The organism is Pseudonocardia nigra, from assembly GCF_019396355.1.
Taxonomy (GTDB): domain Bacteria; phylum Actinomycetota; class Actinomycetes; order Mycobacteriales; family Pseudonocardiaceae; genus Pseudonocardia; species Pseudonocardia nigra.
This window is the reverse complement of record NZ_JAHKRK010000060.1, coordinates 18,196-36,266: the sequence shown is the minus strand read 5'-3', so window position 1 is coordinate 36,266 and position 18,071 is coordinate 18,196. Positions and strand designations below refer to the sequence as shown.

The 18,071-nt window shown below is 74.7% G+C and carries 20 protein-coding genes and 1 pseudogene; 8 read left to right on the top strand and 13 right to left on the bottom strand.

Annotated features, from left to right (window positions below; genetic code table 11):
* Nucleotides 1-756 (top strand): annotated as a pseudogene (locus KME75_RS17280) (polynucleotide kinase-phosphatase); the annotation flags it as partial.
* 84 nt (nt 757-840) lie between these two features.
* Here the strand turns inward: KME75_RS17280 and KME75_RS17275 are convergent.
* Nucleotides 841-1,695, bottom strand: coding sequence for an LLM class F420-dependent oxidoreductase (locus KME75_RS17275; protein ID WP_219415858.1), 855 nt, complete (start codon nt 1,693-1,695; stop codon nt 841-843).
* Nucleotides 1,696-1,766: 71 nt separating this feature from the next.
* Between KME75_RS17275 and KME75_RS17270 the strand changes: the two genes are divergently transcribed.
* The gene (locus KME75_RS17270; RefSeq protein WP_246632273.1) at nt 1,767-2,651 is read left to right on the top strand and encodes a LysR family transcriptional regulator; all 885 of its coding nucleotides are present in this window, start codon (nt 1,767-1,769) and stop codon (nt 2,649-2,651) included.
* 14 nt (nt 2,652-2,665) lie between these two features.
* On the opposite strand, the gene KME75_RS17265 is transcribed toward KME75_RS17270, so the two are convergent.
* The 9 genes from KME75_RS17265 to KME75_RS46810 all read right to left on the bottom strand — a co-directional run bounded on the left by KME75_RS17265 (nt 2,666) and on the right by KME75_RS46810 (nt 9,792).
* Entirely contained in the window at nt 2,666-3,574 is a 909-nt protein-coding gene (locus KME75_RS17265; protein ID WP_219415856.1) for a sulfite exporter TauE/SafE family protein, read from the bottom strand.
* A 106-nt stretch (nt 3,575-3,680) separates the two neighbouring features.
* A complete protein-coding gene (locus tag KME75_RS17260) occupies nt 3,681-3,818 on the bottom strand; it encodes a hypothetical protein (protein ID WP_219415855.1) in 138 nt (45 codons plus the stop codon).
* A 274-nt stretch (nt 3,819-4,092) separates the two neighbouring features.
* The gene (locus KME75_RS17255) at nt 4,093-4,839 is read right to left on the bottom strand and encodes a sirohydrochlorin chelatase (RefSeq protein ID WP_219415854.1); all 747 of its coding nucleotides are present in this window, start codon (nt 4,837-4,839) and stop codon (nt 4,093-4,095) included.
* 3 nt (nt 4,840-4,842) lie between these two features.
* On the bottom strand, nt 4,843-6,126 hold the full coding sequence (locus KME75_RS17250) for a sulfate adenylyltransferase subunit 1 (RefSeq protein ID WP_219415853.1): 1,284 nt from the start codon (nt 6,124-6,126) through the stop codon (nt 4,843-4,845).
* Nucleotides 6,126-7,028, bottom strand: coding sequence for a sulfate adenylyltransferase subunit CysD (gene cysD / locus KME75_RS17245; RefSeq protein WP_219415852.1), 903 nt, complete (start codon nt 7,026-7,028; stop codon nt 6,126-6,128). Before cysD ends, KME75_RS17250 begins: the two co-directional genes overlap by 1 nt.
* A complete protein-coding gene (locus KME75_RS17240) occupies nt 7,025-7,726 on the bottom strand; it encodes a phosphoadenylyl-sulfate reductase (RefSeq protein ID WP_219415851.1) in 702 nt (233 codons plus the stop codon). Before KME75_RS17240 ends, cysD begins: the two co-directional genes overlap by 4 nt.
* Nucleotides 7,723-7,878 (bottom strand): PDDEXK family nuclease, encoded by a 156-nt coding sequence (locus tag KME75_RS17235; protein ID WP_219415850.1) that lies wholly within the window; start codon nt 7,876-7,878, stop codon nt 7,723-7,725. Before KME75_RS17235 ends, KME75_RS17240 begins: the two co-directional genes overlap by 4 nt.
* A gap of 73 nt (nt 7,879-7,951) precedes the next feature.
* Nucleotides 7,952-9,619, bottom strand: coding sequence for a nitrite/sulfite reductase (locus KME75_RS17230; protein ID WP_219415849.1), 1,668 nt, complete (start codon nt 9,617-9,619; stop codon nt 7,952-7,954).
* Nucleotides 9,620-9,708: 89 nt separating this feature from the next.
* Nucleotides 9,709-9,792 carry a putative leader peptide gene (locus KME75_RS46810; RefSeq protein WP_372452614.1) on the bottom strand — a complete coding sequence of 28 codons (84 nt, stop codon included), beginning with the start codon at nt 9,790-9,792 and terminating at the stop codon, nt 9,709-9,711.
* 118 nt (nt 9,793-9,910) lie between these two features.
* Between KME75_RS46810 and KME75_RS17225 the strand changes: the two genes are divergently transcribed.
* Both KME75_RS17225 and hemW read left to right on the top strand, forming a co-directional pair.
* Nucleotides 9,911-10,564, top strand: coding sequence for a hypothetical protein (locus KME75_RS17225; protein ID WP_219415848.1), 654 nt, complete (start codon nt 9,911-9,913; stop codon nt 10,562-10,564).
* Nucleotides 10,565-10,586: 22 nt separating this feature from the next.
* Nucleotides 10,587-11,747 (top strand): radical SAM family heme chaperone HemW, encoded by a 1,161-nt coding sequence (hemW, locus tag KME75_RS17220; protein ID WP_308282848.1) that lies wholly within the window; start codon nt 10,587-10,589, stop codon nt 11,745-11,747.
* Between the two features lie 90 nt (nt 11,748-11,837).
* Here the strand turns inward: hemW and KME75_RS17215 are convergent, their stop codons facing one another.
* Nucleotides 11,838-12,323, bottom strand: a complete 486-nt coding sequence (locus KME75_RS17215) for a type II toxin-antitoxin system VapC family toxin (protein ID WP_219415847.1) — start codon at nt 12,321-12,323, stop codon at nt 11,838-11,840.
* Nucleotides 12,320-12,565, bottom strand: a complete 246-nt coding sequence (locus KME75_RS17210; protein WP_219415846.1) for a ribbon-helix-helix protein, CopG family — start codon at nt 12,563-12,565, stop codon at nt 12,320-12,322. The genes KME75_RS17215 and KME75_RS17210 overlap by 4 nt, the downstream gene beginning before the upstream one ends.
* A 90-nt stretch (nt 12,566-12,655) precedes the next feature.
* Here KME75_RS17210 and KME75_RS17205 point away from each other — a divergent pair, with 90 nt between their 5' ends.
* The 4 genes from KME75_RS17205 (at nt 12,656) to KME75_RS17190 (ending at nt 17,351) form a co-directional block, all read left to right on the top strand.
* Complete coding sequence (locus KME75_RS17205) at nt 12,656-15,517, top strand: ATP-binding protein (RefSeq protein WP_219415845.1); 2,862 nt, start codon at nt 12,656-12,658, stop codon at nt 15,515-15,517.
* A gap of 81 nt (nt 15,518-15,598) precedes the next feature.
* Complete coding sequence (locus KME75_RS17200; protein ID WP_219415844.1) at nt 15,599-16,426, top strand: oxygen-binding di-iron domain-containing protein; 828 nt, start codon at nt 15,599-15,601, stop codon at nt 16,424-16,426.
* Nucleotides 16,423-16,863 carry a VOC family protein gene (locus KME75_RS17195; protein ID WP_219415843.1) on the top strand — a complete coding sequence of 147 codons (441 nt, stop codon included), beginning with the start codon at nt 16,423-16,425 and terminating at the stop codon, nt 16,861-16,863. Before KME75_RS17200 ends, KME75_RS17195 begins: the two co-directional genes overlap by 4 nt.
* Entirely contained in the window at nt 16,860-17,351 is a 492-nt protein-coding gene (locus KME75_RS17190) for a luciferase domain-containing protein (RefSeq protein ID WP_219415842.1), read from the top strand. The genes KME75_RS17195 and KME75_RS17190 overlap by 4 nt, the downstream gene beginning before the upstream one ends.
* A 65-nt stretch (nt 17,352-17,416) precedes the next feature.
* Here the strand turns inward: KME75_RS17190 and KME75_RS17185 are convergent, their stop codons facing one another.
* The gene (locus KME75_RS17185; RefSeq protein WP_308282847.1) at nt 17,417-18,031 is read right to left on the bottom strand and encodes a hypothetical protein; all 615 of its coding nucleotides are present in this window, start codon (nt 18,029-18,031) and stop codon (nt 17,417-17,419) included.
* Between the last annotated feature and the right edge of the window lie 40 nt (nt 18,032-18,071).

The following is an 18,071-nucleotide window of genomic DNA, read 5'->3' as shown; positions in this document are numbered from 1 at the left end:
GCCGCCGCGTCCAGCTCGGTGAGCGCGGACTCCTCGACGGGGTCGACGGCGGTGAACTCCAGCACGCCGACGGGGATGCGCTGCGTCCCGCCCGGCCGCACGCGCGGCCGGTCCCACCCCCGGAACGCGACGGTGACGCGCCCGGCCGCGATGTCCTCGAGGGCGGGGCGGCGGGCGGCCGACGCCGCGGCGTTCCGGGCCGCCTACCGGCGCTACTGCTGGCCCACGGACGGGCTCGACGGCGTGCAGCTCGCCCCGTTCCAGGTGCTCGCGGCCGAGGGCGCGGCGTTCGTCACCCGTCCGCACGACTGGCACCTCGCGCTGGCCGAGCGGTTGCGCGCCGCCGATCCCGCGCTGTTCCGGCCGACCGCAACCGCGATGGTGGACACCACCGACGAGGACTCGGTGGCGGCGGCGATCACCTGGTGGGAGGAGCTGACGGCCGGCGGGGGCGAGGGCATGGTCGTCAAGCCGATGGCCGGGCTGACCCGCGGAACCCGGGGGATCGTGCAGCCGGGCGTGAAGGTCCGCGGGCGGGAGTACCTGCGGATCGTCTACGGGCCGGACTACCCGGCCCACCTCGACCGGCTGCGGCAGCGCGGGCTCGGGCTCAAGCGGGCGCTGGCGCTGCGCGAGTACGCGCTGGGCGTCGAGGCGCTCGAGCGGCTGGCGCGCGGGGAGCCGCTCTGGCGGGTGCACGAGTGCGTGTTCGCGGTGCTGGCGCTGGAGTCCGAGCCCGTGGACCCGCGGCTGTAGCGCGCCCCGGATTGCAGCAAAGCCACTTTCACGCAACGACGTGGCATGAAAGTGGCTTTGCTGCAACGTCAGCGGGCCGCGACGTCAGCGGGCCGCCGCGGCGAGGGCCGCGGGGGCGTTGCGGTCCAGCAGACGCAGGAGGGCAGGGCCGTCGGCCTGCGGGCGCGGGGCTACGATCAGGCGGTCGGCCCCCGCGCCCGCGTAGGCCCGCACCGTCGCGGCGTCGAGGCGCCGTTCGGGCGTCACCGAGATGTGCAGCGGCCGCTCCCGCCCGGCGTCGGCCTCTGCCTTCCGCAGTGCGGCCACCTGGGCCGCCGTCGCCTCCGGCGAGAGCAGATACCCGTACCAGCCGTCCGCGGCACGGGTCGCCCGCCGATGCGCGGCGGGCGCGCCTCCGCCGACCACCACGGGAAGCGGGCGCTGCACCGGTCGCGGGTGCGCGTCGACCCCGGCGAACCGGACGTGCCGGCCCTCGAAGGCGGGCGCCTCGCTCGTCCACAGTGCTCGCATCGCGGCGAGGTACTCGTCGGTGCGTGCGCCCCGCTCGTCCATCGGTACCCCGAGTGCCGCGAGCTCCGGCTCCAGGTACCCGGCTCCGATCCCGACGATCAGTCTTCCTCCGGAAACGACGTCGAGGCTGGCCAGCTGCTTGGCCAGCACGAGCGGGTGGCGCTGTGGCAGCACGATCACCCCGGTGCCGAGCCGGACCCGCGAGGTGCGGGCGGCGAGGTGGGCGAGCAGGACGAGCGGGTCGAGGATCGTCTCGTCCGGTTCCATCGGCGACGGCGCGACGCGCGGGCGGGGTACCACGACGTGCTCGCCCGCCCACAGCGAGTCGTATCCGAGTTCCTCGGCGCGGACGGCGACCGCCGCGGCGACGGCGGGATCGGCGGCGATGTGGACGTTGTACAGGAAGAGACCGATGGTCGGGGCGCTCACGACCGCTACCGTAGGCAGCCGCAAGGCATGCCAGTAGCGACAGCTTGGAAGGGCAGCCATTCCCCGTGGACATGGATCTCGCCGACCTCCGGCTCCTGGTGGCCGTTGCCGAGCACGGCTCGTTCACCCGCGCGGCGACGCGCCTGCGCTACACGCAGTCGGCGGTGTCGCGCCGCGTCGCGGGGCTGGAGCGGGCCGCGGGCGTCCCCCTGTTCCGGCGCGACGCGCGGGGGGTGCGGCTCACCGCGGCGGGCGCCGCGCTGCACCGGCACGCGCAGGTCGTCCTCCGCGCGGTGGACGATGCCGCCGCCGCGGTCGCCGCGGTGCGGGACGGCACGGCCGGCCCGCTGCGGATCGGCGCCGTCCCCACCGCAAACGCCGCGCTCGTCCCGCGGGCGCTCGCCCGGCTGGAGGAACGGCACCCGGACGTCGAGGTGCGGCTGCGGGAGGGCGGCAGCGTGGGGCTCGCGTCGGCCGTCGCGGCGGGCGAGCTGGACCTCGCGGTCGTCTTCGCGGTCCCGGTCGAGCCGGCCCGGGACGTCGAGCTGGTGGAGCTGGTGCGCGATCCACTCCTGGTGGCGATGCCGCGGGGGCACCTGCTCACCGCGGCTCGGGAGGTCCGGCTGGCCGACGTCGTCGGGGAGCGGTGGGTCCAGGGGACCCCGGACGTCGCCGACGAGTTGTTCGCCGCCGCCGACCCGCCGCCCGAGCACGTGTTCCGGGTGCGTGAGTGGACGGCGAAACAGGGCTTCGTCGCCGCCGGACTGGGCCTCACGGTCATTCCGTTGCTCGCCGCGGAAGGCGTACGGCCCGACGTCGCCCTGCGGCCCCTGTGCGGAGCGGGCTCGGCCCGCCGCATCGCCGCGGCGCTGCCCCTGACGGCACCCTCCGCGGCGGCCCGCCGCCTGCTCGCGCTGCTCCAGGACATCGCCCGGGAACTCGACGTGCGCCGGTGACGGGCCGCGGCTGATCACACGGGCTGCGGGGCGTCGACGGCGGGCTCGGCCGCGGCCGTCCGCCGCGCCGCGCGCACCCGCCGGGCGGCGATGCCGATCAGCATCACCGACACACCGGCGACGGCCACGTGCGCGAGCGGCACGACGGGCCCGTCGACGCCGGCGCCCGCCAGCACGATGCGGAGGTTGGTGAACACGATCAGCCCGCCGACGGCCACGCCGAGCACGGCGGACGGCAGCCGGGTGACCAGCCACGCGGCGAGCGGCGCGGCGAGCATCCCGCCGACGAGCAGCCCCGCCACGGCCAGCCAGTCGATCCCGGCGGTGCCGAGCCCGAGGACGAAACCGGCGCTCGCAGCCACCGTCACCAGGAACTCCGACGTGCTGACCGACCCGATCACCGTGCGCGGGGCGGTGCGACCCGCCGTCAGCAGCGACGCGGTGGACACCGGACCCCAGCCCCCGCCGCCCGTGGCGTCCACGAAACCGCCGAGGAAGCCCAGCGGGGCGAGGAACCGCTTGCGGTGCGGCGACGTGCGGGCGGTCGCCACCCGGGGCGGGCGGACGGCGTACTTCACGAGGATGAACACGCCGATCGCGATCAGCAGGCCCGCCATCAGCGGCGCCGACGCCTCGGTGGAGAGCCTGCTCAGCAGCAGCGCCCCCAGCAGCGCGCCGACCGACCCGGGAAGCCCGAGCCGCAGCACCAGCGCCCAGTCCACGTTGCCGAACCGCCAGTGCGCGTATCCCGACGCCAGCGCGGTGCCGATCTTGACGAGGTGCACGGATGCGCTGGCCGCCGCGGGGCTGAGCCCGGCGAGCAGCAGCAGGGTGGTGGACGTGACGCCGTAGCCCATGCCGAGGGCGCCGTCGACGAGCTGGGCGCCGAAGCCGGCGAGGGCGAGCAGGACGAGCGTGGGCACGGTGAGCTCCGGGAGGGCGCGCGGGAGAACGCGGACCGCGAGAGGCGGCCGCGGACCTGGTCAGCGGGAAACGGAGCTCAGCGGCGGTGCGCTGCGCGAGCTCCGCTCAGCTGCGACAGAACTCGTCGTACGCGTGGCCGCGCCGGGAAGGCCAGAACAGCTCGAGGTCCGGCCGGAGGTTGTGCGTCATCGACGCCTCGTCCGCCGGCCGGACGAGCTGCGGGTGCAGCGCGGTCGAAGGCACCTCGTCATCGTGCGTGCTCGCGTCGGGGAGGACAACCCGGCGTCCGAGCTGCGGGAACGCCGCGAAATGTACGGACGTCTGTCCGCGCGCAGCTCAGGCCGCCCCGGCGGCGCTGCCGAGGCGCGGTGGGTGACGAGCGTCTCGGCGGCAGGGCCGACCCAGGGTCCTGCCGGCTCGGCCCGGAGCCCGCTGATCAAGGCGCCGATGTCCTTCCTGCATCGATTCAAGACGACGTCTGCGCCTTGATCACCGCATTGGGGACGGCGGGCTCGGCTCAGGCCGCCGACGCGGCGAGCGCCCCCTGGGCGACGGCGAAGCGGTCGAGCACGGCGCGGGCGACGGCCGGATCCGGGCCCAGCGGCGCGGCGACGGGTGCCCCCGCTGCGGTGGCGTCCCGGACGATCCGGTCCGGCAGCAGCCCGGGCGCGAGGATCCATTGCGCCACGGCCACCCGCTGCGCCCCGTCGGCGCGCAGCGCGGTGACGGCGTCGGCCACCGTCGGCGTGGTCGTCGTCGCGAACGCCGCGGTGCCGCCGTGCCAGCCGAACCGCCGCGTCCACCCGGCAGCGACCTCGACGACGGCCGCGTTGGCCGGGGCGTGCGACGACCCGATCGCGGCGAGCACGACGCCGAGGCCCGGGTCGTCGAGGGGGCCGGCCACGGCCGCGAGCCGGTGCAGCGCGGCCGTGGAGAGGCCGTCGTGGCCGCCCAGCACGGGCGCGACCGCGATGTCCAGGCCGGGCAGCCTCCGCCGGGCCGTGGCCACGGCCCCGGGCACGTCGACGCGCGCGTGGAACGCGTGCCCGAGCAGCAGCGGCACGACCACCGCGCGGGCGTGCCCGTCGGCCGCCACGGCGTCGAGCACGTCGGGCAGCCGCGGGGCGGACAGGTCGAGGAAGCTCACCCGGACGTCGAGGTCCGGGCGCTGGGCGCGCACCTCGGCCATGAGCTCCGCGACCGTGGCCGCCGACCGCGGGTCCCGGCTGCCGTGCGCGACCGCGACCAGTGCAGGGGAACCCACGGGCTACGGCGTGACGACGGCCAGCGGCGCGCCCACCAGCCCGGCGGCGAGCGTGTTGCCCGTCGGCGGGTCGATGAGCAGGAAGCCGCCGGTGGCGCGGATCGCCGCGTAGTCGTCGACGGGCAACGCGTCGGCCGTCCGCAGCGACACCCGGGCGATGTCGTTGATCCCGAGCTGCTGCGGCGCATCGACGTAGGCCACCGTGTCGGTGTCCAGCCGCTCCCCCAGCGCCCCGACGATCACCTGCGTGGTGCGGGTGCCGTGCTTGAGCAGCAGCCGAGCCCCGGCGCGCAGCGGCTTGTCCGACAGCCAGCACAGCGTGGCGTCCAGCTCGTTCGTCACCTGCGGCGGTGCATCCGCCGCGGCGATCACGTCGCCGCGGGAGATGTCGATGTCGTCGTCGAGCAGGATCGTGACGCTCCGCCCGGCGCCGGCGTCCTCCAGCGGTCCGTCGGCGGTCTCGACGCTCGCCACGGTCGTCCGGGCGCCCCCGGGCAGCACCACGACCTCGTCACCGGGCTTGACCGTGCCCGACGCGATCTGGCCGGCGTAGCCGCGGTAGTCGTGCAGATCGTCCCGACGGGGGCGGATCACGTACTGCACGGCCATGCGGAACGGCGCGGCCACCTCCGGGCCCGTGACCGGCACCGACTCGAGGTGCCCGAGCAGTGTGGGCCCCTCGTACCAGGGGGTGCGCTCGGAGCGCTCGACGACGTTGTCGCCGACCAGCGCGGAGACCGGGATCGTCACCACGGCGTCCTCGGCGAAGCCCAGCGAGCGGGCGAGGCCGGCGAAGTCCTTGGCGATCGCGGTGAGCACGGCCTCGTCGTAGTCGACCAGGTCGATCTTGTTGATCGCCAGCACCAGCCGCGGGACGCGCAGCAGCGCGAGCACGGCGGCGTGCCGGCGGGTCTGCTCGACCACGCCGTGCCGGGCGTCGACGAGCAGCACGGCGAGCTCAGCGGTGGACGCACCGGTGACCGTGTTGCGCGTGTACTGCACGTGGCCCGGGGTGTCGGCGAGCACGAACTCGCGGGTCGGCGTGCCGAAGTAGCGGTACGCCACGTCGATCGTGATGCCCTGCTCGCGCTCGGCGCGCAGGCCGTCGACGAGCAGCGACAGGTCGGGGGTGGTGAGGCCCTTGTCCACCGACGCGCGCTGCACGGCCTCGATCTGGTCGGCGAGCACCGACTTGGTGTCATAGAGCAGCCGCCCGACCAGCGTGGACTTGCCGTCGTCGACGCTGCCCGCCGTGGCGAACCGGAGGAGATCCTTGACGCCGCTCATCAGAAGTACCCCTCACGCTTGCGGTCCTCCATCGCGGCCTCGGACAACCGGTCGTCGGCGCGCGTGGCGCCCCGCTCGGTGAGCCGCGACGCCGTGACCTCGGCGATGATCTCGTCCAGCGTGGACGCGGTGGACTCGACGGCCCCGGTGCAGGAGCCGTCGCCGACAGTGCGGTACCGGACGTCCTTGAGCTCCAGCGTCTCGCCGCCGCGCGGCCCGCCCCACGGGCCCTCGGCCAGCCACATACCGTCGCGGCGGAACACCTCCCGCTGGTGCGCGAAGTAGATCGACGGCAGCTCGATGCCCTCGCGCTGGATGTAGCGCCAGACGTCCAGCTCGGTCCAGTTCGAGATGGGGAACACCCGGACGTGCTCGCCGGGGGCGTGCCGGCCGTTGTAGAGGTTCCACAGCTCGGGGCGCTGACTGCGCGGGTCCCACCGGCCGAAGGCGTCGCGCAGCGAGATGATGCGCTCCTTGGCTCGCGCCCGCTCCTCGTCGCGACGCCCGCCGCCGAACACCGCGTCGAACCTGTGCTCGACGATCGAGTCGAGCAGCGGCGTGGTCTGGAGCGGGTTGCGGGTGCCGTCGGGGCGCTCGACGAGGCGGCCGTCGTCGATCCAGTCCTGGACGTGCGCCACTTCCAGGCGCAGCCCCAGCCGCTCGACGAGCCGGTCCCGGAAGTCGATCACCTCGGGGTAGTTGTGCCCGGTGTCGACGTGCAGCAGCGGGAACGGCAGCGGCGCGGGCGCGAACGCCTTCACGGCCAGGTGCACCAGCAGCGTGGAGTCCTTGCCGCCGGAGAACAGGATCACCGGCCGGTCGAACTCGCCCGCCACCTCGCGGAAGATGTGGATGGCCTCGGACTCGAGCGCGTCGAGCGCGTCCATCGTCGGCGCCGTCATGCGTGCAGCCCGCATTCGATCTTGCCGGTGCCCGACCAGCGGCCCGACCGCTTGTCGGCGCCCGGCAGCGGCTTCGCGGTGCAGGGGGCGCACCCGATGCTCGGGTAGCCCTCGGAGACGAGCGGGTTCACCAGGATCCCGTGCTCGGCGATGTAGTCGTCCATGTCGTCGTCGCTCCAGGCGGCGATGGGGTTGATCTTGAGCAGCCCGAACTTCTCGTCGAAGGTGACCAATGGGGTGTTGGCCCTGGTCGGGGCCTCGACGCGGCGCACGCCGGTGACCCAGGCGTCGTAGCCGGCGAGCGTCCTCTGCAGCGGCACGACCTTGCGCAGCCCGCAGCACTGGTTCGGGTCGCGGGCGAACAGGTCCTTGCCGAGCAGCGAGTCCTGCTCGGCCACGGTGTGCTCCGGCGTGGCATTGACGATGTTCACGCCGTAGACCTGCTCCACCGCGTCGCGGGTGCCGATCGTCTCGGCGAAGTGGTAGCCGGTGTCGAGGAATAGCACGTCGACGCCCGGCTTGGCGGTCGCGGCCAGCTCGACGAGCACCGCGTCCTGCATGTTCGACGCGACGATCAGCTTGTCGCCGAACGTCGCGGCCGCCCAGGCCAGCACCTGCTGGGCCGTGGCGTCCGGGCCGAGCTCCTCGGCTCCGCGCTCGGCGACGGCGCGCAGATCGGTTTCCGTGGCAACGCTCATCGAGTGACCTCCGGGACTCCGATACCGATCATCTTCAGGGAGAAGGTGCGCAGGCAGGCGCCGCAGTACCAGGCGCCGTGCGCGGCCTCCGCGGGGCGGAGGTCCTCCTCACCGCAGTACGGGCAGTAGAACGGGACCGCGCGCTCGCTCACGTGACCTCCTCGCTGACGCTCGTCGGCCGCGTTCGCGGGCACCCTGTGTTGACTGGTGACCTCGCAAGCTCGGTCACTTGAGATCGGCTTCCTCGGCACGCAGCACCCACTGGGCGAAGCGCTCGCCCTCGGTGCGCTGTTCCACGAAGCGACGCACGACACGCTCGACGTACTCGCCCAGCTCCGCACTGGTGACCTTGAGTCCGCGCAGCTTGCGCCCGAACCCGGTGTCCAGCCCGAGGCCGCCGCCCAGGTGCACCTGGAAGCCCTCGACCTGGTTGCCGTCGGCGTCGGTGACGATCTGACCCTTGAGCCCGATGTCGGCGACCTGCGTGCGGGCGCAGGCGTTCGGGCAGCCGTTGAGGTGGATGGAGATGGGCGCGTCCGGGGAGACGTCGGCCAGCCGTTGCTCGAGGTCCTCGACCAGCCGGATCGCCCGCTCCTTGGTCTCGACGATCGCGAGCTTGCAGAACTCGATGCCGGTGCACGCCATCGTCGAACGCCGCCACTGCGAGGGCTCGGCCTGCAGGCCCAGCGCCGCGAGCTCCACCTTCAGGGGGTCGACCTGCGCGTCGGCGACGTCGAGTACGACGATCTTCTGGTACGGGGTGAGCCGCACCCGCTGCGACCCGGCGGCCTCCGCGACCTTCGCCAGCGCGACGAGCGTGGATCCCGAGACCCGGCCCGAGGCGGTCGCGACACCCACGTAGTTGCGGCCGTCCTTCTGCTTGTGCACGCCCACGTGGTCGATCGGCCGCTCGGGGATCTCGGGAGCGGGGCCGTCCACGAGCTTGCGGCCCAGGTACTCCTCCTCCAGGACCCTGCGGAACTCCTCGGCGCCCCAGTCGGCGACGAGGAACTTCAGCCGGGCCCGGTTGCGCAGCCGGCGGTAGCCGTAGTCCCGGAAGATCGAGACGACGCCCGCCCACACCTCCGGGATGTCGTCCAGCGGAACCCAGGCGCCCAGCCGCTGGGCGATCTTCGGGTTGGTGGACAGCCCGCCACCGACCCACAGGTCGAACCCCGGCCCGTGCTCGGGGTGCTCGACGCCGACGAACGAGACGTCGTTGACCTCGTGGGCGATGTCCTGCTGCCCGGAGATCGCGGTCTTGAACTTCCGCGGCAGGTTGGAGAACTCCGGGTTGCCGATGTAGCGGTCGAGGATGGTGCGGACCGCGGGGGTGCCGTCGACCACCTCGTCGACCGAGATGCCGGCCACCGGCGAGCCGAGGATCACGCGCGGGGTGTCACCGCAGGCCTCGGTGGTGAGCAGGCCGACGGCCTCCAGCTTCTGCCAGATCGTGGGCATGTCCTCGATCTGGATCCAGTGGTACTGGATGTTCTGCCGGTCGGTGACGTCAGCGGTGTCGCGCGCGTACTCCTGGCTGATCTCACCGACCACCCGCAGCTGCTCGGTGGTGAGCGCCCCGCCGTCGATGCGGACGCGCAGCATGAAGTAGCGGTCGTCGAGCTCCTCGGGCTCGAGCGCGGCGGTACGGCCGCCGTCGATGCCGGGCTTGCGCTGGGTGTAGAGGCCCCACCAGCGCATCCGGCCGCGCAGGTCGGCGGGATCGATCGAGTCGAACCCGCGCTTGGCGTAGATGTTCTCGATCCGCGCGCGGACGTTGAGCCCGTCGTCGTCGCGCTTGGTGCGCTCGTTCGGGTTGAGCGGCTCGCGGTGGCCGAGCTTCCACTGGCCTTCTCCGCGCTTGCGCTTCACGGCAGGGGTATTGGGGGGCATGACGGTGCCTCCGGATCGCGGCAGGGCGCGGGCCACGGCGGTGCGTGGCCGGGCTGGCGCTGAGGTGGTGGGATCGGGCGGGCGCGAGATCAGCGCTGCCGACAGAGCGCGCTGCTCACCCGGCGCAGGTCCACGTGGCGACGGGCCACGAGCCGCAGGGTCAGCGCAGTCACGTCTACAGAGTGCCACTTGTCCGGGCCACGATCCACGGCCGTCCGGATGCTGGGAGCGGATTCACAGGGTTTCGTCGAAACGGGCCCGTCGGTGGCGCGCTCTCCCTACGCTCCGACCATGGCGACTCCCATGATCGACCTGGCGGCGCGCACCTCCCGGGTGCGCGTGCTGCGGCGCATCGGGTGGTTCCTCCTGGCGCTCGTCGTGGCGGGATGCCTCGCGGCGCTGGTCGCGAGCCGGGACCCACTGCCGGTCCGGCTCGCCGCGGGCGGTTTCGCGGTCCTCGTCGTGCTCGTGTGCCTGTTCGCCCTCCTCACCCGGAACCGGCGTCCCCGGTGGCTCGGGATCGATCACGAGGGCGTGCGGATCGTCGACCGGCGCGGTCGGGTCATCACGCGGGTCGCCTGGGGCGACCTGGCCGGGGTCGGGGTCATGACCAACGAGTTCGCCCGGCTGCGGCAGCGGCTCGGGAGGGTCTTCACCGGCGGGAGCCGCGCGATGATCAGCGTGCCGATCTGGCTCGAGCTGTTCCCCGCGAGCGAGGAGGCCGTCCGGCGGCATCCGGAGCTCCGTGCGGCACGGGAGCTCGGAGCTCGGAGCACCGACCGGGAACAGCGCTGGCTGATCATGCTCGGTGACGGGCACGGCCAGGAGCTGCCGGTGGCCGAGCACGTCCAGCGCCGGCGCCCGGAGCTGTGGCGGGGCCACCGGTTGGGCTCGCCGCTGTTCGGTCCGCAGACCTGGATCGTGGGGCGCGAACAGCAGGGCTGACCGGCTGGCAGACTGGGATGTCGTGTCCACCCAGCCGCCCTTCGGGATCTACGTCCACGTGCCGTTCTGCGCGGCGCGCTGCGGCTACTGCGACTTCAACACCTACACCCCCTCCGAGCTCGCCGGCTCGGGCGCGTCCCCCGACGGTTGGCTGGACGCGGTGCGCCGGGAGCTGGAGGTGGCGGCGCGGACCGTGGGGGCCCGCGCGGTGGACACGGTCTTCGTCGGGGGCGGCACGCCCTCGCTGCTCGGCGCGGACCGGCTCGGGGTCGTGCTCGGCGCGATCCGGGAGACGTTCGGGCTCGCGCCCGGCGCGGAGGTGACCACCGAGTCCAACCCGGAGTCGACGTCGCCGGAGTTCTTCGCGGGGCTGGCCGCCGCCGGGTTCACCCGGGTGTCGCTGGGGATGCAGTCGGCCGCGCAGCACGTGTTGCAGGTGCTGGAGCGCAGGCACACCCCGGGCCGGGCGGTCGCCGCGGCCAGGGAGGCGCGCGCGGCAGGTATCGCGCACGTCAACCTCGACCTCATCTATGCCACACCGGGCGAGACCGACGACGACCTGCGCGCCTCGCTGGACGCCGTGCTCGACGCCGGCGTCGACCACGTGTCGGCCTACGCCCTGATCGTGGAGGACGGCACGGCGCTGGCCCGCCGGGTCGCCCGCGGCGAGCTGCCCGCCCCCGACGACGACGTGGCCGCCGCGCGCTACGAGCTGATCGACGACCGGCTCACCGCGGCCGGCCTGGACTGGTACGAGGTGTCGAACTGGGCGGCGTCGCCCGATGCGGTGTGCCGGCACAACCTCGGGTACTGGCTCGACGGCGACTGGTGGGGCCTGGGCCCGGGCGCGCACTCGCACCTGGCCGGGGCGCGGTGGTGGAACGTGAAGCACCCGGCGCGGTACGGGGCCCTGCTGGCGGCGGGGGAGTCGCCGGAGGCCGACCGCGAGGAGCTGACCGGGTCGGAGCGGCACACCGAGCGCGTGATGCTGCGGCTGCGGCTGGCGGTCGGCCTCCCGCTGGACCTGCTCGACGCCGACGGCCGCGTCGCCGCCGTGCGGGCCGCCGAGGACGGACTGCTCGACGCCGGGGCGCTCGCCGCGGGCCGCGCGGTCCTCACCCGCCGGGGCAGGCTGCTCGCCGACGGTGTGGTGCACGCGCTGCTGGCCGCCGCCCCTGCCTGATCCCTGCATCGCGATGGCACGACGGCGCGTGCTGTGTCGAAGCGGTGGGGCGGACGTCGCCGAGCAGGCGGAGGCGCACGCCGGGCGGGATCAGGCCGACGGCTCCCGAGGGTGCGGGGGCCGTGGTTCGTCAGCGTCCGGCGCCGCCCCGGACAGGAGGTCGGCGACGCCCGCTTCGTCGGGCACGACGTGTCGCAGGCCGGGTACGCCGGCGAACGCGGCGTCGGCCGAGACGACCGCGGACGTTCCGGCGGCGAGTGCTGCCGCGATGAGCACGGCGTCGAAGGAGCCCAGTCGCTCGTGGCGCCGGAAGAGTTGCAGTCCGGTGCGTAGCGCGCTGTGGTCGACGGTCAGGAGCGGCGACAACAGATCGATGTACGCCTCCGCGGTCTCTGCAGCGTCGTCGCGTCCCCGGCGGCGCGCGCGGACGTGGGTGAACTCTTGCACGGCTTCGATCGTGGTCGTGGCGGTGACCTGGTCGGCCTCGATCGCCGACAGCAGCGTGCGGCAGGGCTCTCGAAAAGCGTGCGCGTCGCCGACTGCGTACACGAGCACCGTCGTGTCGAGGACGATCACCCTCGGCGACCCCGCAGTTCCTCCAGCTCGGCGCGAAGGTCCTCCGGCGCGGACGCGGGCATCGGGGCGGCGTCCAGCAGGCGACGGGCGGCGGTCGCGCGGCGGTTCGGGGTGGCGGTCAGGCCACGGTCGATCGCCTCACGGACGACGGCGCCGACGGAGATCCCGCGGGCTGCTGCGAGGGCGGCAACACGTTGGTAGCGCTGCTCGTCGAGCAGGATCTGCAGGCGCCGATCCAACATGCACATACAGTAGCAGGTGTAGGTCCCGGTCGCCGCCTCGGTGGGACCGCGCTCTCGACCCCGGCCCCGCAGGCCGGGATAATTCCCCGGGTGGCGGGTCTGCTCTGCCCGGTCCTCGTGGGTCGCGACGGTGAGATCGACGCGCTCACCGCCGGCCTCAACGCGGCCGCTGCAGGCGGGGGCTCGACCACCGTGGTGCTGGGCGAGGCCGGGGTCGGCAAGTCGCGCCTGCTGCGGGAGCTGCGCGCGCTCTGCGCCGAGCGCGCGGTGCCCGCGATGGTCGGCCGCGCCGTCGACACCGCGGCCGCGGTGCCGTTCCGGCCGCTCGCCGAGGTCCTGATGGCCGCCTGCCGCGCCCGCGGGCCCGTGGACGATCCGGATGTCGCGCCGTTCCGCACCGCGCTCGCCCGGCTCGTCCCCGACGGCTCGGTGCCCGCGCCGGCGGAGGAGGTGTCGCCGCTGCACGTCGCCGAGGGCTTCCTGCGCGTCGTACGCAGCCGGGCGGGCGACGGCGGCTGCGCCGCGGTGCTGCTCGACGACCTGCACTGGGCCGACCCGGAGACGCTGGCGGTGCTGGAGTACCTCGCCGACAACATCGCCGAGGAGCCGGTGATGATCGTCGTCAGCGCCCGCCCCGACCTCGAGACCGACGCGGTGCGGGACCTGATCGCGCTGGCCGACCGGCGGGCCGCGGACCTGATCGAGCTGTCCCGGCTGGGGCGCGAGCAGACGGCGGAGATGGTGCGCGGGTGTCTCGGGGACGAGGCGGTGCCCGCCGAGGTGCTCGAGGTCGTCGCCGATCGGGCGGACGGGCTGCCGTTCTTCGTCGAGGAGCTGCTGACCGGGCTGGCGAGCGACGGCGGCCTCGCCCGGGAGGGCGGCCGCTGGGTGGCCCGGCACGGCGAGCGGGTGCGGCCGCCCGTCACGTTCGCGGAGTCCGTCCGCAGGCGGCTCGCCGGGCTGGGATCCCGGGTGCGGGACGTGCTCGTCGACGCCGCGCTGCTCGGCAGGCGGATCGACCCGGAGCTGTTGGCCACGCTGGGCGTCGCCGACCGCCAGGAGCTGGACGACGTGGTGCGGGCCGGGATCGAGCGCGCCCTGCTCGCGGTCGACGAGGGCGCCGTCCGGTTCCGCCACGCGCTCACCCGGGACGCCCTGATCGGCGACCTCCTCCCCGGCGAACGGGCCTCCCGCGCCCGGCGCGCCCTGGACGCGCTGCGCACCGCCCGGCCTGCGCTGCCCGGCGATCTGGCCGAGACCGCCGCGGATCTCGCCGAGGCCGCGGGCGACCGCGCGGAAGCCGCCGCCCTGCTGCTCGACGTCAGCCGCCGGGCGCTCGCGCGGGGTGGGCTGACCAGCGCGGAGAGCGCGCTGCGGCGGGCCGCGCGGCTCGCCGAGGGCACGGCGGTGCATCTCGACGTCACCGAGGCACTGGTCGAGACGGTCGGGCTGACCGGCCACACGGAGGAGGCCTTCCCGCTCGGTGAGGTCCTGCTGGCCCGCCTCGCCGCGGCCCCCGACGCCGACCCGCACGGCACCCGTCGGGCCGCGGTGCACGTCGCGCTCGCGAGGGCGGCCGTCGCGTGCACCGACTGGCCGCTGGCCACCGCGCACCTGGACCGTGCCCGCGCCGGTGCGCCGGATCCCGTCCTGACCGCGCGGGTCGACGCGCTGACGGCGGTGGTGGCGCTCGGGGAGTACCGCTTCGACGACGCCGAGCGGCTGGCCGGCGTCGCGGTCGCCGCCGCCGAGCGGGCCGGCGCTCCCGACCTGCTGTGCGAGTCCCTGCTGGTGCACGGCCGCTGCGCACGCATCCGTGACCTCGCGCTGGCCGAACGGGCCTTCGACCGGGCCCGCACCGTGGCCAGGGACGCCGGGCTCGCGCACCGCGAGGCGCGCTGCCTCGCCGAGCTGGGCACCGTCGACGTCTACGGCAGCGGCGGTACCGAGCGGCTGCGCGAGGCCGCCGAGCTCGCCAGCGCCTGCGGGAGCTCCGAGACCGAGGCGGTCGCCGAGCAGCATCTCGCCATCGCCGCCTGGCGCGTCGCCGACGCCGACACCATGCAGATGCACGCCGAGGCGGCGCTGCGGATAGCCCGCCGGTACCGGCTCGGGCTGCTCCTTCCCGCCGCGCTGATCCTGCTCGGGTGCGCGCACGCGTACCGCGGGGATCACGCCGCCATGGAGGCGGCGGTGAGCGAGGCCGAACCGCTGCTGGGCGACGACGTGACCCAGCGGGTGGCGCTGCACGCGCACACCAGGGCGGTGTGCGCACTCACCCACGACGACCTGACGACCGCGGCGGTGGAGCTCGGCCTCGCCGCCGGGATCGCCCGTAGCAGGCGCACGGCGGCGATCCCGATGGTCGCGGTGGAGGTCCTGCTCCGGGTCGTGGACGGCGCAGAGCCGGCGCCGTTGACGGCGCAGATGCGCAGGATGGGCTACGACATCCACCCGTTGCTGTCGGCGGTCCTGCTCGCCGCCGACGCGGTGGGGTCGGGCCGGGCGGGCGCCGCAGGCCCGGCCGCGGCGCTGATGGACCGCGCGCTGCACGCGATGGCGGGCAATGGGTTCCTCCGGGCGGTCACGGCCCGGCTGGTCGCGCCCCGTGCCGCGGCGGACGGGTGGGGCGAGCCGGCGCGCTGGCTCGCCGACGCCCTCGCGGTCTTCACCGCACGCCGGCTGCCCGAGCCCGCGGCGGCCTGCCGCAGGCTGTTGCGCGACCTCGGCGAGCGTCCGCTACGGGCGCGGCCGTGCTCGGACCTCACCGTGCGGGAGCGCGAGGTGCTCGGGCTGGTGGCGGAGGGCCTGCCGAACCGGGCCATCGGCGAGCGGCTCTACCTGTCGCCCCGCACGGTCGAGAAGCACGTCGAGCGGTTGCTCGCGAAGACCGGCTCGGTGAACCGCGCCCAGCTCGCCACGTACGCGCTGCGCGCGGCGCCGGATACGTAGTCGCGTACGTGGTTCGACCGACGTGCCGCGCGCCCCGGCGGCCGAGGATGGGCCGTCTCCACCGAGGGCACGGAGGCGGCCATGGGGCAACCCGTCCGGATCTGCCGGGACACCTGGGCGATCACCCAGCTGGAGCAGGCGCCCCCGCTGGGCAGCATCTTCCTCAACTCCGCCGTGGTCATGGCCCGGGAGCCGGTGGTGATCGACACCGGGACCGCGGTGAACCGGGAGTCGTGGCTCGCGCAGCTCGGTTCGCTGGTCGACCCGGCCGACGTCCGGTGGATCTTCATCTCCCACGACGACGTCGACCACACCGGCAACCTGGTGCCCCTGCTGGAGCTGTGCCCGCGCGCGACCGTGCTCACGTCCTGGTTCGCGGTGGGCCGGATGCTCGTCGAGCAGGGGCTGGCATTGCCGATGGACCGGGTCCGGTTCGTCAACGACGGCGACGCCGTGGACGTCGGCGACCGCGTGCTGCGCGCGGTACTCCCGCCCGTGTACGACAACCCGACCACGCGGGGCCTGTTCGACCCGGCCACCGGCTTCTACTGGGGTGCCGACAGCTTCGCTTCGCCCGTCCCCGAGTTCCTCCCGGAGGCCGACGACCTCCCCGGCGAGCACTGGCGGGAGGGGTTCCTCGCCCTGCAGCGGATGCTGAGCCCCTGGCACACGCTGCTCGACCACCACCGCTACGGCGCCGCCGTCGACCGGGTGCAGTCGCTGCCGATCACGGTGGCCGCCGGTGCGCACGGGCCGCTGGTGCGCGGCGAGCGGATCGCCGACGCCTTCCGGATGTTCCGCGAGCTCCCGCACACCGGGGCGCTCGCCCCGTTCACCCAGTCCGACCTGGAGCACTGGATGGCCGCTGCGGCGACCACCACCGCCCCCGAGCTGCAGGAGATGCCGTGACCGCCACCGAACCGGCCGCGCAGCAGGGCACCGTCCCCGCCCTGCTCGGGCACTACCACCACCTCGGGATCACCGTCACCGACGTCGTGGCGAGCGAGGTCTGGTACAGCGAGGTGTTCGGCATGCAGCGCGCCTTCGTGGAGCAGCACCCGGCAGGCGGCTACGCGGTGGTGCTGCAGCGACCGGGAACGGGCCTGTTCCTCGGCCTGGACCACCACGACGGCAACCCCGGGGAGCCGTTCGACGAGCGGCGGACCGGCCTGGACCACTTCTCGTTCGCCGTGGGGTCGCGGGCCGAGCTCGACGACTGGGTCGCCCACCTCGACCGGCTCGGCCTACCGCACAGCGGGATCAAGGAGCCCGACCTGCCCTTCCCGTGTGCGCTGATCGTGCTCCGCGACCCCGACGGGGTCCAGATCGAGATCACCTGGACATGACGGCCGTCGACCTGCGCGTGCGCAGGGGTCCGCGCCCGGCGGCGACGCCGGACGCGCCGCACCGGCAGCTCGACCAGCAGCCGCTCGACCCGGAGATCGTGCGGCGGCTGGGGGAGCGCATGTTCGCCGTCGCCCCGGGGGCCCACGAGGAGCCCAGCGGGATCTCCGTGCCCGGCGCGCGGGCTCTGGTGCTCGACGCCGACACGCCCACCGGCCCGCCCGAGGCGTTCCTCGTGGGCCGCGAGTTCGCCCACGTGCACCCGGCACCCGACCACAGCCTGCACATGACGCTGCCGCTGGAGCTCGCCCGGCGGGCGGTGCAGCAGCGGTGGGCCGAACCGCACGTCGCCGTCGTGGCGGGGTTGCTGCCCCCGACGTTCGTGATGGTCTACGCGCCGCGCGATGAACGCGAGCTCCACGTCGTGCTCGCACTTCTGGCTGCGTCCCACCGATTCGCGACCGGAGGGGGGCCGCGGGACGGGGGTTGACGGAGGGGGCGTGCGCGGGGAGGCCTACCCGACAGGCCTCCCCGCGCACCTGTGCCCGGCCCGGATCAGCGGGTGGACGCGTCGAGCCAGGCGCGCCCCCGCGCCGAGAGCCGGTAGCCCACCGGGAGGCTCTCGGTGAGCCCCAGCTCCTTGAGCTTGCGCACGTCGCGCTTGAACGGGAGCGTCTCGCGGCCCAGGCGGGCGGCGAGGTCCGGCGCCCGGACGCCCGGACGGTCGGCGATCAGCTCGAGGACCGCCGCGGTCCACGGCCCGTGCCGCGAGGCGCGGTCCAGCCGGTCCAGCCGGTCGGCCAGCTCGGCGCGCTTGCCCGCGCCCAACCGGCCCCGGGAGCGCAGCGCCACCCGGGGATCCGGACCGGCGAGGCGCAGACCGACCCGGTAGAGCTGCCCGTCGCCGGTCTGGGCGGCGCGCAGCGCGGCGAGGTCGGCGAACCCGGCCGCCGCCGCGTCCAGCTCGGTGAGCGCGGACTCCTCGACGGGGTCGACGGCGGTGAACTCCAGCACGCCGACGGGGATGCGCTGCGTCCCGCCCGGCCGCACGCGCGGCCGGTCCCACCGCCGGAACGCGACGGTGACGCGCCCGGCCGCGATGTCCTCGAGGACGGGGCGGCGGAACTGCACACGCACATTCTGGTGGCCGACCCGCACCGGCTCGAACACCTAGACTGGGTGGAGTACCACCGAGCCGGGGGAGGAGTGC

Bases quoted from the DNA above. Each gene is read 5' to 3' on its own strand.
- KME75_RS17250 (WP_219415853.1), bottom strand. From the start codon at position 6,126: ATGAGCGGCGTCAAGGATCTCCTCCGGTTCGCCACGGCGGGCAGCGTC.
- KME75_RS17225 (WP_219415848.1), top strand. From the start codon at position 9,911: ATGGCGACTCCCATGATCGACCTGGCGGCGCGCACCTCCCGGGTGCGC.
- KME75_RS17230 (WP_219415849.1), bottom strand. From the start codon at position 9,619: ATGCCCCCCAATACCCCTGCCGTGAAGCGCAAGCGCGGAGAAGGCCAG.
- cysD (WP_219415852.1), bottom strand. From the start codon at position 7,028: ATGACGGCGCCGACGATGGACGCGCTCGACGCGCTCGAGTCCGAGGCC.
- KME75_RS17200 (WP_219415844.1), top strand. From the start codon at position 15,599: ATGGGGCAACCCGTCCGGATCTGCCGGGACACCTGGGCGATCACCCAG.
- KME75_RS17190 (WP_219415842.1), top strand. From the start codon at position 16,860: ATGACGGCCGTCGACCTGCGCGTGCGCAGGGGTCCGCGCCCGGCGGCG.
- KME75_RS17270 (WP_246632273.1), top strand. From the start codon at position 1,767: ATGGATCTCGCCGACCTCCGGCTCCTGGTGGCCGTTGCCGAGCACGGC.
- KME75_RS17210 (WP_219415846.1), bottom strand. From the start codon at position 12,565: ATGTTGGATCGGCGCCTGCAGATCCTGCTCGACGAGCAGCGCTACCAA.
- KME75_RS17240 (WP_219415851.1), bottom strand. From the start codon at position 7,726: ATGAGCGTTGCCACGGAAACCGATCTGCGCGCCGTCGCCGAGCGCGGA.